We start from the raw sequence: 15,108 nt of genomic DNA on the forward strand, positions 1-15,108 counted from the left end.
GCCCCTTCATTTCTCCCGTGTCGGACCGGCCTAGTAGTAGTGGCGCAGCGACGGCCACAGCCGTGACCACGGTTCGTCCGGGCCGGTGCACAGGACGATCGCGGCGTGCTGCTCCTCGTTGTCGACGTGCTGCCCGTTGTCGACGCGGCCGACCTGGCGGCAGCCGGTGAAGTGGCGTTCGACGCCGTCGGCGTCCTCCTGACGCACCAGCAGCACCGGGCCGGTGGCGGAGTCAGGTGGCGGGCCCCAGTCGGCGAAGCTCATGTGGGCGGAGTAGGGGGCGGGCAGGCCCCGGGCGGGGCCGTAATGGGCGAGGGCACCCGCCTCGCCGTAGTTCTGCGCCAGGACGACGGCGCGGGAGCGGTCCTCGGCGGGCACGTCCGACCAGACGTCGGCGACGGCGTCGGCGAGTTGCGGCCAGCCGATCTGCTCGCCCTGCTCCTTGTTGACGGCGTTCACGACGGCCACGCCGCGCGGCGGGAGCACCGGCAGCGAGATCAGGGCGCTGATGACCGCCGTCACCGCGACGGCCGGCCACATGGCGCGCGGCCGGGAGACGGACGTGACGCAGCCCGCGGCGAGCAGGACGAGCAGCAACGGCAGGCAGTAGTACGGCTTCCCGCCGGAGGCGACGACCAGGACGGCGAGCAGGACGTACGCCGGGGCGAAGGCACGGGCCCACCGCAGCGCGGGATCGCGCCACAGCCGCAGCCCGCCCGCGATCCACACCGGGACGAACACCGGTGAGAGGAAGAGGATCTGCTGGGGCACGAACAGGACGCGGTTCTCGGCGCCGTCGTCCGCGCTGATGCCGCCCGCGACGGTCAGCTGGGGCCAGCCGTGCGCCGCCTGCCACCACAGGCCGGGCAGGGCCACCGCGAGCGCGACGGCGGCTCCGGCGACCGGCCACCAACCGCGCAGCACCTGCCGGGGGCCGGTGGCGAGCAGCGCCGCGAGGAGGGCGACGGCCAGCAGGGCGACCAGGTACTTGTTCTCCAAGCCGACGCCCAGGGCCGCGCCCACCGCGAGCCACAGCCGGCCGTCCCCGGTGCGCAGCAGCCTCAGCAGGATCCAGCAGACGACCACCCACGCGAGCACGTCGAAGGTGGCGGTGGAGACCAGGTGGCCGACGGCGAGGACGAAGCCGGAGACCGCCGTGCACACCGCCGCGAGCACCTGCGCCGAACGCCCGCCGCCCAGTTCCCTGGCGACGAGGGCGACGACCACGACCGTCGCGGCGCAGGCGAGGGTGGCCACCACCCGCAGCCCGGCGGGCGTCTCGCCGAAGACCGCGGTGGACAGGCGGGCGGCGAGCGGGGTCAGCGGGGGCTGGTCCACGTAGCCCCAGGCGAGGTGGTCGCCGGCGACGAGGAAGTACAACTCGTCGCGGTGGAAGCCGTAACGGCCGGACAGCGCGGTCAGCACGGCGGCGACCGCGGCCGCGACCGCCAGGACGGGCGTCGCGGCGAAGGACGCCACCTGCGCGCGGACGTGCGTAGCGGACATCCCCCACCCCCCGGTGTTCCCGGACGACGGTACCGGGGCGGTGCCCGGGGGGCCACGGTTCCGGCCGGACGGCGGTCGTCTAGTGTGCCGTGCACGGATTCGGGAGGGGTCATGGCAGAGGCGGCAGGAAGACGACGGCGCATCGCGGCGTGGGTGCTCGGACCGGTGGGGCTGCTGCTCGCGGTCGGTGCGGTGGTGACGGCCCGGACCGGCTACACGACGGGCACCGTCTCGAGCGCGGCCATGGAGCCGACCTACTCCCCCGGTGAGCGGCTCCTGTTCGAGCGGGTGGGCGGGGACGAGGTCCGGCGCGGCGACGTGGTGCTGATCGACGGGCAGAACCGGTACGGCGGGCTGGTGCTGGAGCGCGTGATCGGCACGGGCGGCGACCACGTCGCGGAGCGGAGCGGCGGGCCGGTGACGGTGAACGGCAAGGAGCTGTCCGAGCCGTACGTGAAGGGCGGGGATCCGTCGGGCGGCGCGCCCGCGTTCGACGTCACGGTGCCCGAGGGGCGGCTCTTCCTGCTCGGCGACCATCGCGCGGACTCCATGGACTCCCGCTGGTTCCTCCGCGAGCAGTCGGGCACCCTCCCCGCCGCAGGGGTGCGGGCCCGGGTCCTGGAGGACCGCGGCAGCGCGCTGCTGCCGGCCCTGGCGGCGCTGCTCGGCCTCACGCTGGCGATCACGGGCCTCGTCCTGGGGATCACCGCCCGGGTCGCGCGGCTCCGCGAACGGCGCCCGGCCGTACCGCCGGTCTGGGGCACCGCTCCGCCGGCGTCCTAGCCCCCGACGTCGAAGCGGTTGAGCCGGGAACCCCCGGCGCGCGAGGCGCGGTCGAGCAGTGCGCTCAGGACGCGGCGGCCCGGGGTGAGCCGGGCGCGGGCCTGCGGCGGGAGGTCCCACAGCGTGCGGGAGTCCCGCAACCGCAGGCCCCACGAGGCCAGTTCACGGGGGTCGTCGCAGCTCCAGCCGACGTCGACGGCGCGCGGGCGGCGCGCCTCGGCGGAGCCGACGGTGTCCATCAGGAGGACCGATCGGGGGAACCGGTCGCGGATGACGGCCACCGCGGAACGGGCCCCGGCCTCGGTGAGGTAGATGAGCACGGCCTCGGAGACGAAGAGGTAGGGTCCGGGCGCCGCCGCGACGGCGGCCGCCCAGTCCGGTTCCGCGGCCGAACCGGCGACCATGCGGCGGCGCGCGTGCTCGGCGAAGAGCTCGCGGCGCAGCGCGATGACGTCCGGCAGGTCGACCTCGACCCAGGTGGCGGTGCCGTTGTCGACCCGCTCGTAACGGGTGTTCAGACCGGCGCCGATCTCGACGACGGTGCCGGACGGGTGCTCGTCCAGGAACTCGCGCACCCAGCCGTCGAGGACGACGCCCCGGAAGACCGGGCCGAGCAGCCTCAGCCCGCCGCCGATGCGCGAGACGTCGTAGTCGAGGGCGCCGGCCAGTTCGACCGACCGCGGGTCGCAGGTCAGCGGCCGCCTGCGGCGCGTCTCGGCCGCCCTCGCGTGCAGCGGTATGAGCAGGGTCTCCTGCACCGGGCCGAGTTCGACGCGCCGACGTTCCATGCCCGCACCGTACAGCGGTCAGGCGCCGCGCAGGGCGTCGGCGAGGGGGCCGTCGCCGGTGACCTCGGCGCCGCCGTCGCGCAGGGACTCCGCGATGCCGCGGACGGCGCCCGCGGGCACGGCGAGCACCGCGTCGGGGCGCTTGGCGGGGCCGTCGGCGTACGAGGGGGTCTCACCGCCGAGTTCGATGTGGAAGGCGCCCTCGTCGAGGCGGACCTCGACCACTCCCGCGGGGACCCCGGGGAGCGCGGCGAGGTGCCGCATGAGGGGCACGGCCGCCCAGTGCGCGCGGACGGCGTCGGTGGGCCGGGGGTCCTGCAGTTCCGGCGCGCCCCATTCGGCGAGGGCGCCGAGCACGGGGAGCAGTTCACCTCCGCGCCGGGTGAGTTCGTAGACGTACGCGGCACCGGGCGGCGCGAGACGGCGGCGGGTGACCAGGCCGTCGCGCTCCATCTCCTTGAGCCGGGAGGCGAGGACGTCGGTGCTGACGCCGGGCAGGTCGGCGTGGAGGTCGGTGTACCGGCGGGGACCCGCCAGCAGCTCCCGGACGATCAGGAGCGTCCAGCGCTCCCCGACAGTGTCCAGGGCGCGGGCGACGGCGCAGTACTGGTCGTAACTTCGGCGCGGCATGATCCCCAGTGTAGACAAGTGGTTGGACTTTCCAAGCGCGTACTTGGTAAAACCAAGGAGAGCAGCGTACCGAGCAGGATCGCGGGACCGGGTCGGGAGGCCGTCGCATGGAGTACAAGCAGTCGGGCAAGCTGGCGGACGTCTGCTACGAGATCCGCGGGCCGGTGATCGAGCACGCCAACGCGCTGGAGGAGGCCGGGCACAGCGTCCTGCGCCTCAACACGGGCAATCCTGCGCTGTTCGGGTTCGAGGCGCCCGAGGAGATCCTGCAGGACATCATCCGCACGCTCCCCGCGTCGCACGGCTACAGCGACTCGCGCGGCATCCTGTCGGCCCGCCGGGCGGTGGCCCAGCACTACCAGGAGCGCGGGCTCGCCGACGTCGGCGTGGACGACGTCTTCCTCGGCAACGGGGTGTCCGAGCTGGTGCAGATGGCCGTCCAGGCCCTCGTCGACGACGGCGACGAGGTGCTGATCCCGGCCCCCGACTTCCCGCTGTGGACGGCCGTGACGAACCTGGCGGGCGGCAAGGCGGTGCACTACCTCTGCGACGAGCAGGCGGACTGGTTCCCCGACCTCGACGACATCGCCTCCAAGATCACCAGCCGTACGCGGGCGCTGGTCATCATCAACCCCAACAACCCCACGGGCGCGGTCTACCCGCGCGAACTGCTCGAGGGCATGCTCGACCTGGCACGGCGGCACCACCTGGTCGTCTTCGCCGACGAGGTCTACGACAAGATCCTCTACGACGACTCCGTCCACCACTCGGCGGCCCAGTTCGCCCCCGACGTGCTGTGCCTGACCTTCAGCGGGCTGTCCAAGGCCTACCGCGTGGCGGGCTTCCGCTCCGGCTGGCTGGTCGTCACCGGGCCCCGGCAGCACGCCAGGAGCTACCTGGAGGGCCTGACGATGCTGGCCTCGATGCGGCTGTGCCCCAACGTCCCGGCCCAGCAGGCGATCCAGGCCGCGCTCGGCGGCCGGCAGAGCATCAAGGACCTGATCCTGCCCGGCGGACGGCTGCACGAGCAGCGCGACAAGGCCTGGGAGAAGCTGAACGAGATCCCCGGCGTCAGCTGCGTCAAGCCCAAGGGCGCGCTCTACGCCTTCCCACGGCTGGACCCGAAGGTGCACCGGATCCACGACGACGAGAAGTTCGTGCTCGACCTGCTGCTCCGCGAGAAGATCCAGGTCGTCCAGGGCACCGGCTTCAGCTGGCCGCGCCCGGACCACTTCCGCATCCTGACCCTCCCCCGCGCCGACGACCTGGACGCCGCCATCAGCCGCATCGGCCGCTTCCTCGCGGGCTACCGGCAGTAGCCCGGGGGGCCGGAAGAGACGCCCCGGAAGGGAAGCGGGGGCGGGAAGTGGGTGCGCTGGGATTCCTTTTACAGAGGAGCGAAGAGAAGGAAGCGCCCCGCGGAGCCGCCCCCGCGTGCCGCTCACCCTAACGGGGAGACACCGGGCCGGCGCATCCCGTTTTCGTGCCGCCGGGCACCGCGACGGCGGTCGTTGTAGGGGGCAACACTCCCGTGGGCGGGGGTTTTCCCCACTCCCTGGGGAGGAGAAACCCTCCGCCGGTTCACCTGTCAGCCGGATGGGGCGGTGTCCCGCGGACCCATAGCGTCGAGGGCGAGGCGGTGGTGAGGTTCCACCGCCCGGCTTCGAGGGGGTTCGCAACCGTGGCAAGCGCACACGGCAGGGTACGTACCGCGGGGACGGTACGCGGGCAGGGCATCGCCGCCGCCATGGGCGGCTGGAGCGCCCGGCACCGCTGGACGGCGGTCGGGAGCTGGCTGCTCTTCGTCGTACTCGCGCTGGTCATCGGCTCGATGGCCGGGCGGGTCGACCTGACGGACCGGGAGGAGGTGCCCGGGGAGTTCGGGCAGGCGGTGGCCATCCTGGACGACGCCGGGCTGAACGACGGACCGGCCGGTGAGATGGTGCTGGTCCAGGCGGCCGGGGGCTCCCTGAAGGCCACCGACCCGGCGTTCCGGGCCGTGGTCGGGGAGGTCGTCGCCGCGGTGAAGGGCACCGGCGAGGTCGCCTCCGTCCAGTCGCCGTACGACGCCGGAGCGATCTCCGAGGACGGCCGGTCCGCACTGGTGAGGTTCGACCTGCGCGGCGACCCGCAGACTGCGCCCGACCGGGTCGAGCCGGTCGTCGACGCCGTGCAGGGCGTCCAGGACCAGCACCGCGATCTGAAGGTCGAGCAGTTCGGCGAGGCCAGCTCGGAGAAGGTCTTCAACGACGCCTTCGGCAGCGACTTCCAGCGCGCCGAGTACTCGGCGCTGCCGGTCGCGCTCGGCATCCTGCTGATCGCCTTCGGCGCGCTGGTGGCGGCACTGCTTCCGGTGGCGCTGGCGATGACGGCCTTCCTCGCGACGACCGGCCTGGTGGCCGTGGTGAGCCACGGGGTGCACATGAGCGACACCGCCAACTCCGTGATGCTGCTGGTCGGCCTGGCGGTCGGCGTCGACTACTGCCTGTTCTACCTGCGGCGTGAGCGCGAGGAGCGGGAGGCGGGACACGACGCGCAGACCGCGCTGCGGATCGCGGCGGCCACCAGCGGCCGGGCGGTGCTGGTCTCCGGCGTGACGGTGATCGTGGCGATGGCGGGCATGCTCTTCACCGGCATCGGCGACTTCAAGGCGATGGGCCTGGCCACGATGATGGTGGTGGCCGTGGCGATGTTCGGCTCGGTGACGGTGCTGCCCGCGCTGCTGTCCCTGCTGGGCGAGCGGGTCGAGAAGGGCCGGATCCCCTTCCTGCGGCGCCGGGGCAAGGGGGCGAGCGGGGAGTCCCGCATCTGGCGGGCGGTCCTCGCGGGCGTGCTGCGCCGCCCGGTGGTGGCGGCGGCGGTCGCCGGCGGGGCACTGGTCGCGCTGGCCGTCCCGGCGGTCGGCCTGAACACCGCGAACCTGACGCTGAGCCAGGAGTTGGGCGACGGTCTGCCGGTCGTGCGGGCGTACGAGGACATCAACAAGGCGTTCCCGGGCGGCCCGGAGCCGGCCCGGGTGGTCGTCAAGGCCGCGGACATCACCTCGCCCGAGGTCCGTCAGGCCATCGACGCCTTCTCCCGGGAGGCCGTGGCCAAGGGCGCCTCCCCCGGGCCGGTGGAGACGGAGCTCCACGAGAAGGCGGGCGTCGCCGTCCTCAAGGTGCCGCTGACGGGCGGCACGGACGAGGAGAGGGCCGAGGCCTCGCTGAAGGTCCTGCGCGACGAGGTGCGCCCGGTCACCCTGGGCGAGGTGGCCGGCGTCACGGCGCCGATCGGCGGCTCGACCGCTGCCTCGATGGACTTCACCGACAAGATCGGCGACGCGGTTCCCCCGGTCTTCGCCTTCGTCGTGGCCTTCGCCTTCCTGTTGATGCTGCTCTCCTTCCGGTCGCTGACCATCGCGGTCACCTCGATCGTGCTCAACCTGCTGTCGGTGGGCGCCGCCTACGGCATCCTCACCATCGTCTTCCAGCACGGCTGGGGCGCGGGCCTGGTGGGCGCCGAGGGCGTGGGCGCGATCGTGGCCTGGCTGCCGCTGTTCCTGTTCGTGATCCTCTTCGGGCTGAGCATGGACTACCACGTCTTCGTGGTCTCCCGGATCAGGGAAGCGCGGATGCGGGGGCTGACCACGCAGGGCGCGATCCGGCACGGCATCACGACGACGGCCGGTGTGGTGACCAGCGCCGCGGTCATCATGGTGGCGGTCTTCGCGATCTTCGGCACGCTGTCCATGCAGAGCATGAAGCAGATGGGCGTGGGCCTGGCCGCGGCGGTTCTCATCGACGCCACCGTCATCCGCGGTGTGCTGCTCCCCGCGGTGATGGCCCTGCTGGGCGAGCGCAACTGGTACCTGCCCAAGTGGCTCGGCTGGCTGCCGGACATGACCCACGACGAGGCCGGCGTCGAGCCCGCCCCGGTGCGGCCGGTCACCGCCCCGGCACCGGTCGAACCCTCGGGCGTGGGCCGCTGAACCGGCGGACGCCACGCGGACGCTCCGGCCCGGCCCCCGTCGCCACGGGGGCCGGGCCCCGGCGTACCGCCACCCGCCTCAGGGCCCGCCGGCGCCGAACATCCCCATGAGGGCCTCGACGATGAGCGTGCCCGTGCTCGCGGCACCCGTGCCGAAGGCGGTCGCCAGCAGGTAGCCCACGGCGGCGCCCAGCGGCGACGGGGAGTTCTCCTCGGGCCGCCAGGCCGCCGACAGTTCGTCCTGGCCGCTCACGAACGCGGCCACCTGCTGCCCGTCGCGCCACAGCACACTGCTGTGGGAGCTGACGGGTTCGAAACGGTAGGCCCGGCCCGGAAGCTCGGCACGGACGCCGAACGAGGAGCGGGTCAACCGCCCCGGCCCGAGGACCAATCCGGGCGCGTCGCCGCCGACCGTCATGGTCAGCCGGCCCGCGTCGCGGGTGCCCACCGGGGCCTGGGCGTGGTCCCGTGCCTCCCCTTCGCGGACGATCGTCGCGGTCGGCAGCCCCGGGCCCTCCACCCGGGCCAGGGCCACGTCATCGCCCGGCAGGGTGATGGTCAGCGAGCCGAACAACTCGTCCCGCACCGTGCGCCGCGGCGCCGGGCAGGCGGCCGGTGCCTCGCCCATGTTCCTCACCGACCCGTCGGAGGCGGCGTGACCGGGCGGCCACTCCCCCACCGTAAGCCCGCGCAAGCCCGCCCGGCGGGGTCGTGCCTAGCGCTCGGCGCCGGGGCGCGGGGTTATGGCCCCGCGCCCCGGGCCGTCCACCGCGCGCGCGGCCGGGGCCGTGGACGCGCCCGCGGAGCCAGGGGTCCGGAACGGGTCGAGGGCCGGTGCCGGACCGCGCGCCGTGAGGGGCGCGGTCCGGTCGGGATCCGAGAAGAGGTCTCGCTCATCGCCTGAAGTCGACATGCCCGCAGCGTATCCCGTGTTCGAATGTATGTGCGATCCCCCGGAAGAGTTAACGAACCGGCGGCCCGAACCGCCTCACCGAGGCGGCCGTCCCCGGCTCGTACGGCCGCCACGGCCCGCGCCCCTCCCCGCCGACCCCGTCCCCGTCCCCGTTCTCCGCGCCGTCCGGGCGGCCGGTCGCCACGAACGCGGCGAGCGCCCCGCCGAAGGCCCGGGCGAGGGCGCGGTCGGCGTCGTCCACCGGGCCCAGCATCGGGGCGTCGGCGTACGCCGCGAAATCGCCGAAGAGGAAGGGGAGTTCGGCGCAGTGCGTGGCGCCCAGGGTGCCGTCGTCGCCGGGCGGGCGCCGCGTGAAGCGGTAGGCGTACGCGGGCCGGCCCTGCTCGGCGCAGTGGGCCGCGATCGCGGTGACCCCGGCCCCGAAGACCCGCTCGGTGCCTGCCGCGTCGGGGAAGTCGGCGGGCGCGGCGGCACGGAAGGCCGTCATCTCGTCCTGCGTGCTGCCCAGCAGGACGTCCGTGCCGTCCAGGCCGCCAGCGGCCACCGCCGCCATCGGGGCGCGGGGCAGTCCCGCCCCGCCGAGGACCGGGTACATCGGCGGGGCGACGTCGCCGGGCCGGGCGCGCTCGGCCGACAGCCGCCCGTACGCCGACACGAGCCGCTCCGCGGGCAGTTCCCGCAGTTCCGGCGGGTGCGTGACGCCCAGGAGCCGCAGATAGGCGGCGGTGACCTCGGCCGCCTCGGCGGGCTCCCGCGGTGCGAGCCCCCACGGCCCGCTCTCGGCGAGCACCCGCCGGACGGGTCCGTGCGTGCCCGGGTCGAGGGCGAGGCAGAGCGCGCAGTACGCGCCGGCCGACTGCCCTCCCACCGTGACCAGCGCGGGGTCACCGCCGAAGGACGCGATGTTGTCGCGCACCCAGCGCAGCACCGCGGCCTGGTCCCGGCTGCCGAGGTTGTCCGCGCCGAGTTCCGGCAGGTACAGCCAGCCCAGCGGGCCGACGCGGTAGTTGGCGGTGACGACGACGATGCCGCCGAGGGCGGCGAGCCGCGTGCCGTCGTACCAGTCCCAGCCGCCCGAGCCGGTGGTGAAGCCGCCGCCGTGGAACCACACCAGCACCGCCCGGGGACCGGCACCGGCCTCGAGCGCCCCCTCGGGCGCCCACACGTTGAGGGTGAGGCAGCCGTCCTCGTCCCCGTGCGGCTCGCGCGGGCCCATGACGACCGCCAGCCGGGACGGCGCCTGCGGCACCTCGGGGCCGGCGTGGGCCGCGTCGCGCACGCCGGACCAGCCGGGGTGCGGTGCAGGCGGGGCGAACCTCAACGCGTCCACCGGCGACGCCGCGTAGGGGATCCCGCGGAAGGCCGCCACGCCGCGCTCCCCGGTCACCCCGCGCACGGAGCCCCGCTCCGTGACCACCACAGGCCGCCGCTGTCCTTCGGTCTCACTGTCCATGGCAGCCGGTCTACCGGCAACGACCGGCCGCCGGCCACGACCTGCCCGGCCGACGCGGCGGCAAGTGCCCCCGATGCCGCCCGGACCGCCGGGCGTGCGCGACGCGCGGCGGTTACCGTCAGGCCCCGGGTACGCCGGGCGCCCCTGCGGCCTCGCCGGCCCCGGCCCGGACGGCTGCCTCCTCCTCCGCGGCCTGCCGTTCCCGCTCCTGGCCGCGGGCGGCGGCGCGCCGACCGTAGAGGATCGTCCACGCGATGAGGACACCGGTGACGGCGTACGCCATCACCGAGTTGACCGTCACCATGGTGGCGGTCGACAGCTTGTACGAAAGGCCGATCCTGGTGAGTGCCTCGAGGATGTAGCCGACCCCCCAGGCGACGGTCATGGTGCGGATGACGTGGCGGAAGCCCTCGTACTGCCACAGGCCGTCGAACCGCTCGGCGTCCTCCTTGGTGCCGTTGGTGCCGAACTTGCGCCCGAAGTAGAACATCAGCGGCCGCGGCGCGAGCAGGCTGGCCAGGCAGACCACCCCGAACAGGCCGGTGACCGCGGAGTCCTTGACCAGCAGCAGGCGCGTGGAGTGCGGGCCCACGACGGTGACGACCACGGTGATCACCAGGAACACGAGGGTGATGACGGCGAACTCGTCCACCTTGCGGCGCCAGGCGAGCGTGATGGCGGTGTCGAGCACCGGCCACACACCGGAGACGAGCAGGGCGGAGAACTCGCTCCAGCCGGCGTCGGTGAGCCGGCCGTAGGTGAGGATGGGCAGGACGATGTTGAAGGTGATGGTGAGCGCCCAGCCGAGCGCGGACGACGTGCCGGAACGTGCGGACACGGCTTTCCCCCCGTAGTAGTTGCCGAAGCCGCAGGGGAACATACGCCCGGCGCCGCCGCCCCGGCCAGGCTCTTTGCCCAGGCTTTAGGACGGCGGCGCCGCGTGTGCCACCGGGCCCCGGAGCGGGGCCCGGCACCGGCTCAGTCCTCCGGGGGCAGCTCGCCGGCGAAGGCCGCGGCGAGCCGCAGCCAGGGCGCGGCCTCGGCCTCGCGACCCTGCCGCTGGAGGGTGCGGCCCAGCATCAGGTGCGCGTAGTGCTCGACCGGGTCGCGCTCGACGACCACGCGCAACTGCTCCTCGGCACGGCGGAGCTGGGCGGAGTGGTAGTAGGCGCGGGCGAGCAGGAGGCGCGGGGCGACCTGCTCGGGCACCTCGTCGACGACGGCCGTGAGCAGCCGGGCCGCCTCGGTGTACTCCTTGGCCTCGAAGTAGAGCCCGGCGCGCGCCCAGCGCTCCGCCGTGGTCTCCTCGTAGGAGGCGTAGGACCCGTGGTTGGTGGTGGTGTTCACGCGAGCTCCTCTCCGGGTGCGGTGTGCGGCATGCGGCCGGCCGGCTCCCGTCCGAACCGGCCCCGCTCGAAGTCCTCGACGGCCTGCATGACCTCGGCCTTGGTGTTCATGACGAACGGGCCGAAGTGTGCGACCGGTTCGCGGATCGGGCGACCGCCCAGGATCAGGACGTCCAGGGCGGGGGTGCGGCTGTCGGGGTGGTCGGTGGCCTCCAGGGTCAGGGTGTCGCCGCTGCCGAACACGGCCAGCTGGTGCACGTCCAGCGGGCGCCGTTCGGCTCCGGCGGTACCGCGCCCGGACAGCACGTAGGCCAGGGCGTTGAAGTCCGGCCGCCAGGGCAGGACCAGGCGCGCGCCGGGACTGACGGTGGCGTGGACCAGCGTGATCGGGGTGAAGGTGCTCCCCGGTCCCGCGTGGCCCGCGACCTCGCCGGCGATGACGCGGACCAGCGCGCCTCCGTCGGGCGAGGACAGCAGCGCCGCCTCCGGGCCCTCGATGCTCTGGTAGCGGGGCGCGTTCCACTTGTTCGCCCGCGGCAGGTTCACCCACAGCTGGACGCCGTGGAACAGCCCGCCGGAGACGACCAGTTCCTCCGGCGGCGCCTCGATGTGGAGGATGCCGCTGCCGGCCGTCATCCACTGCGTGGCGCCGTCGGTGATCGTGCCTCCGCCGCCGTGCGAGTCCTGGTGCTCCATGCGGCCGTCGATCATGTACGTGACGGTCTCGAAGCCGCGGTGCGGGTGCCACGCCGTGCCCTTGGGCTCGCCCGGCGCGTACTCGACCTCACCCATCTGGTCCATGTGGATGAAGGGGTCGAGCTCCCGCGTCGGCACGCCTGCGAAGGCGCGGTACACCGGGAAGCCCTCACCCTCGAAGCCCTGCGGGGCGGCGGTCACCCTGCGCACCGGGCGCTGCTCGGCGGTCAGCGGGTCGGGCCCGGTGACACGGGGCAGCAGCAGGGTGTTCTCCACGGTCACGGCAGGCATGACGCCCTCCTCGGCAGTCCCGGCGGGCCCGGTCCGGGCTCCGCACGGTCGATTTAACATTCAACCAACCGGATCCATTCCGGCCCTCCGTCCGCCGTGGAGGCCCCGGGCCCCGGCCGGCCTCAGAAGCCGAAGCGCGGGCGCTCGCCCTCCGGCACCAGGTCCACGTACTCGGGGTGCTTGCCGATCCACGCGCGGATGAACGGGCAGAAGGGCAGCACCGCGAGCTTCCGCTCCCGGGCCGCGTCCAGCGCGGCCCGGGCGAGGGCGCCGCCGAGCCCGCGACCGCCGAAACGGGGGTCCACCTCGGTGTGGATGAACGCGATCTGGTCCCGGTACAGGTGGTACTCGGCGAAGCCGGCCACCTCCTCGGCACCGCCCTCCTCCGCCGCGTCGAAGATCTCGAAACGGGACTTGCCGGGGTTGTCGGCGACGCGCAGTGCCATCGTCTCTCCTACTCGGGCCGCAGGGCGGCCAGTTGCTGTGCGAACGGAACGACCGTATCGGCCGCGGTCACAGGAGCCGGGGGCCGCGTCACCAGCAGCGCCGCCAGCTCGCCCGCGGCGCGGACGATACGGGTCGGCAGGGTGTCTGTGAGCGCGTCGCCGCTGCCGCCCCAGTCCTCCGACGCCGCGTACACGGCGGTCGGGACGACCACGGCCCGCAGGTAGGCGAAGAGCGGCCGCAGGGCGTGCTCCAGCGCCAGCGAGTGCCGGGCCGTACCGCCGGTGGCGGCGATCAGCACGGGCTTGCCGGCCAGCGCGTCGTTGTCGATCACGTCGAAGAACGACTTGAACAGCCCGCTGTACGAGGCGGAGAAGACCGGCGTCACCGCGATCAGGCCGTCCGCCTCCGTGACGGCGGCGACGGCGTCCGCCAGGGTGCGACCGGGGAAACCGGTGACCATGTTGTGGGCGATGTCCACGGCCAGGTCGCGCAGTTCGACCACCCGCACGTCGACCGTACGGCCGCCGTCGGTGACGGCCCGCCGTACGGCCTCGGCGAGCCGGTCGCCGAGCAGCCGCGTGGACGACGGCGTGCTCAGGCCCGCCGAGACGACCACGAGCTTGAGGGGTGCGGCAGTCACTTCGCGGCCTCCTTCTCCTTCTCCTCCAGGGCCTGCGCGTCACGGCGGGCGACCAGCGAGGCGTGCGTCGGGGCCTCAGGCACGTCCGCGGGACGGCCCTTGGCGAACTCCTCGCGCAGCACCGGCACGACCTGTTCGCCGAGCATGTCGAGCTGCTCCAGCACGGTCTTCAGCGGCAGTCCCGCGTGGTCCATCAGGAACAGCTGGCGCTGGTAGTCGCCGGCGTACTCGCGGAAGCCCAGCGTCCGCTCGATGACCTGCTGCGGCGAGCCGACGGTCAGCGGGGTCTGCTCGGTGAAGTCCTCCAGCGACGGGCCGTGCCCGTACACCGGCGCGTTGTCGAAGTACGGCCGGAACTCGCGGACGGCGTCCTGCGAGTTCTTCCGCATGAACACCTGGCCGCCGAGGCCGACGATGGCCTGCTCCGGGGTGCCGTGGCCGTAGTGCGCGTAGCGCGCGCGGTACAGCTCGACCATCCGCTTGGTGTGGTCGGCCGGCCAGAAGATGTTGTTGTGGAAGAAGCCGTCGCCGTAGTACGCGGCCTGCTCGGCGATCTCCGGCGAGCGGATGGAGCCGTGCCAGACGAAGGGGGCCACGTCGTCCAGCGGGCGGGGCGTGGAGGTGAAGCCCTGCAGCGGGCTGCGGAAGCGGCCGGCCCAGTCGACGACGTCCTCGCGCCACAGCTTGTGCAGCAGCGCGTAGTTCTCGACCGCCAGCGGGATGCCCTGCCGGATGTCCTGCCCGAACCAGGGGTAGACCGGTCCGGTGTTGCCACGGCCCATCATCAGGTCGACGCGGCCGTCGGCCAGGTGCTGCAGCATCGCGAAGTCCTCGGCGATCTTCACCGGGTCGTTCGTGGTGATCAGCGTGGTCGAGGTGGAGAGGATCAGCCTCTCCGTGCGGGCGGCTATCCAGCCGAGCATGGTCGTCGGGGACGAGGGCACGAACGGCGGGTTGTGGTGCTCACCGGTCGCGAAGACGTCGAGGCCCACCTCCTCGGCCTTGAGCGCGATCGCCGTCATGGCCTTGATCCGCTCGTGCTCGGTCGGCGCCCTGCCGGTCGTGGGGTCCATGGTCACGTCACCCACAGTGAAGATCCCGAACTGCACCGGCTTCACCCTCCTCCGTCGTCTCATATGTTGTTGATTATTCAACCACCCCTTTCAACGAGATGCCCCATCGGGCTATTCCTCCCACGGGGGCGCCGTAGACGGCGCTCGTGGAAAGGCACGGTTCACGAACCACGGGGCCGGGCCGCTTCGCCCCAGGACGGACACCCACCGCGAGCCCCCCGCGCACACATCAGCGGCCACCGTGCAGGCGGTCCGCGGTCCGCGGACCCGGCTCCGGCCGGCTCGCCGCGGGCGGGGGTACCGCCGACGACCCCGGCGACAGGCGCCCCGCACACGCACCACGCGTCCATGGGTCCATGGCACCTGCGGGGGGCGCGGGGCGGTTGGGACACGGACGGTCGACCGTAGCGGACCGTGAAAGAGAAAGGCGAATTACGTTCACGGGTGGGTGAAAAGTGCCTATGTGACTGGATCGGAACACCTTCGGCAGAGCACTCTCAGGGGCGCCAGCCCGGCGTACGCCGCCTCGTGCGCCCTGCGAGGCTCCCCCTCCCGCCTCCGAGCCGAAGTCCG

14 protein-coding genes are annotated in these 15,108 nt (G+C 73.5%); 3 read left to right on the plus strand and 11 right to left on the minus strand.

Annotated features, from left to right (window positions below; all coding sequences use genetic code 11):
- Nucleotides 1–30 precede the first annotated feature (30 nt).
- Nucleotides 31–1,506 carry a glycosyltransferase family 39 protein gene (locus OG937_13120; GenBank protein ID WUD72560.1) on the minus strand — a complete coding sequence of 492 codons (1,476 nt, stop codon included), beginning with the start codon at nucleotides 1,504–1,506 and terminating at the stop codon, nucleotides 31–33.
- 111 nt (nucleotides 1,507–1,617) lie between these two features.
- On the opposite strand from OG937_13120, the gene lepB reads away from it, so the two are divergent.
- Complete coding sequence (lepB, locus tag OG937_13125; GenBank protein WUD72561.1) at nucleotides 1,618–2,289, plus strand: signal peptidase I; 672 nt, start codon at nucleotides 1,618–1,620, stop codon at nucleotides 2,287–2,289.
- Here lepB and OG937_13130 read toward each other — a convergent pair.
- Both OG937_13130 and OG937_13135 read right to left on the minus strand, forming a co-directional pair.
- Nucleotides 2,286–3,077, minus strand: coding sequence for a class I SAM-dependent methyltransferase (locus tag OG937_13130; GenBank protein WUD72562.1), 792 nt, complete (start codon nucleotides 3,075–3,077; stop codon nucleotides 2,286–2,288). The genes lepB and OG937_13130 overlap by 4 nt on opposite strands.
- Nucleotides 3,078–3,095: 18 nt before the next feature.
- Nucleotides 3,096–3,710, minus strand: a complete 615-nt coding sequence (locus OG937_13135) for a helix-turn-helix transcriptional regulator (protein ID WUD78726.1) — start codon at nucleotides 3,708–3,710, stop codon at nucleotides 3,096–3,098.
- Nucleotides 3,711–3,814: 104 nt separating this feature from the next.
- On the opposite strand from OG937_13135, the gene OG937_13140 reads away from it, so the two are divergent.
- A complete protein-coding gene (locus OG937_13140; GenBank protein ID WUD72563.1) occupies nucleotides 3,815–5,026 on the plus strand; it encodes a pyridoxal phosphate-dependent aminotransferase in 1,212 nt (403 codons plus the stop codon).
- Nucleotides 5,027–5,454: 428 nt separating this feature from the next.
- Nucleotides 5,455–7,677, plus strand: a complete 2,223-nt coding sequence (locus tag OG937_13145) for an MMPL family transporter (GenBank protein WUD78727.1) — start codon at nucleotides 5,455–5,457, stop codon at nucleotides 7,675–7,677.
- Between the two features lie 78 nt (nucleotides 7,678–7,755).
- Here the strand turns inward: OG937_13145 and OG937_13150 are convergent, their stop codons facing one another.
- The 8 genes from OG937_13150 to OG937_13185 all read right to left on the minus strand — a co-directional run bounded on the left by OG937_13150 (nucleotide 7,756) and on the right by OG937_13185 (nucleotide 14,571).
- Complete coding sequence (locus OG937_13150) at nucleotides 7,756–8,304, minus strand: hypothetical protein (protein ID WUD72564.1); 549 nt, start codon at nucleotides 8,302–8,304, stop codon at nucleotides 7,756–7,758.
- Nucleotides 8,305–8,638: 334 nt separating this feature from the next.
- Nucleotides 8,639–10,042 carry a carboxylesterase family protein gene (locus OG937_13155; protein WUD72565.1) on the minus strand — a complete coding sequence of 468 codons (1,404 nt, stop codon included), beginning with the start codon at nucleotides 10,040–10,042 and terminating at the stop codon, nucleotides 8,639–8,641.
- Between the two features lie 118 nt (nucleotides 10,043–10,160).
- Complete coding sequence (locus OG937_13160; GenBank protein WUD72566.1) at nucleotides 10,161–10,880, minus strand: hypothetical protein; 720 nt, start codon at nucleotides 10,878–10,880, stop codon at nucleotides 10,161–10,163.
- Nucleotides 10,881–11,020: 140 nt separating this feature from the next.
- Nucleotides 11,021–11,389, minus strand: a complete 369-nt coding sequence (locus tag OG937_13165; GenBank protein ID WUD72567.1) for a tetratricopeptide repeat protein — start codon at nucleotides 11,387–11,389, stop codon at nucleotides 11,021–11,023.
- The gene (locus tag OG937_13170) at nucleotides 11,386–12,375 is read right to left on the minus strand and encodes a pirin family protein (protein WUD72568.1); all 990 of its coding nucleotides are present in this window, start codon (nucleotides 12,373–12,375) and stop codon (nucleotides 11,386–11,388) included. The genes OG937_13165 and OG937_13170 overlap by 4 nt, the downstream gene beginning before the upstream one ends.
- Nucleotides 12,376–12,497: 122 nt before the next feature.
- Nucleotides 12,498–12,821, minus strand: a complete 324-nt coding sequence (locus OG937_13175) for an N-acetyltransferase (protein WUD72569.1) — start codon at nucleotides 12,819–12,821, stop codon at nucleotides 12,498–12,500.
- 8 nt (nucleotides 12,822–12,829) lie between these two features.
- Entirely contained in the window at nucleotides 12,830–13,462 is a 633-nt protein-coding gene (locus OG937_13180; GenBank protein ID WUD72570.1) for an FMN reductase, read from the minus strand.
- Entirely contained in the window at nucleotides 13,459–14,571 is a 1,113-nt protein-coding gene (locus OG937_13185; protein ID WUD72571.1) for an LLM class flavin-dependent oxidoreductase, read from the minus strand. The genes OG937_13180 and OG937_13185 overlap by 4 nt, the downstream gene beginning before the upstream one ends.
- Between the last annotated feature and the right edge of the window lie 537 nt (nucleotides 14,572–15,108).

Origin of the sequence: Streptomyces sp. NBC_00510, assembly GCA_036013505.1 — a bacterium.
Taxonomy (GTDB): domain Bacteria; phylum Actinomycetota; class Actinomycetes; order Streptomycetales; family Streptomycetaceae; genus Actinacidiphila.

Excerpts from the sequence above, each read along its gene's own strand:
- OG937_13120 (WUD72560.1), bottom strand. The coding sequence starts at position 1,506 with ATGTCCGCTACGCACGTCCGCGCGCAGGTGGCGTCCTTCGCCGCGACG.
- lepB (WUD72561.1), top strand. The coding sequence starts at position 1,618 with ATGGCAGAGGCGGCAGGAAGACGACGGCGCATCGCGGCGTGGGTGCTC.
- OG937_13130 (WUD72562.1), bottom strand. The coding sequence starts at position 3,077 with ATGGAACGTCGGCGCGTCGAACTCGGCCCGGTGCAGGAGACCCTGCTC.
- OG937_13140 (WUD72563.1), top strand. The coding sequence starts at position 3,815 with ATGGAGTACAAGCAGTCGGGCAAGCTGGCGGACGTCTGCTACGAGATC.
- OG937_13145 (WUD78727.1), top strand. The coding sequence starts at position 5,455 with ATGGGCGGCTGGAGCGCCCGGCACCGCTGGACGGCGGTCGGGAGCTGG.
- OG937_13150 (WUD72564.1), bottom strand. The coding sequence starts at position 8,304 with ATGGGCGAGGCACCGGCCGCCTGCCCGGCGCCGCGGCGCACGGTGCGG.
- OG937_13155 (WUD72565.1), bottom strand. The coding sequence starts at position 10,042 with ATGGACAGTGAGACCGAAGGACAGCGGCGGCCTGTGGTGGTCACGGAG.
- OG937_13170 (WUD72568.1), bottom strand. The coding sequence starts at position 12,375 with ATGCCTGCCGTGACCGTGGAGAACACCCTGCTGCTGCCCCGTGTCACC.
- OG937_13175 (WUD72569.1), bottom strand. The coding sequence starts at position 12,821 with ATGGCACTGCGCGTCGCCGACAACCCCGGCAAGTCCCGTTTCGAGATC.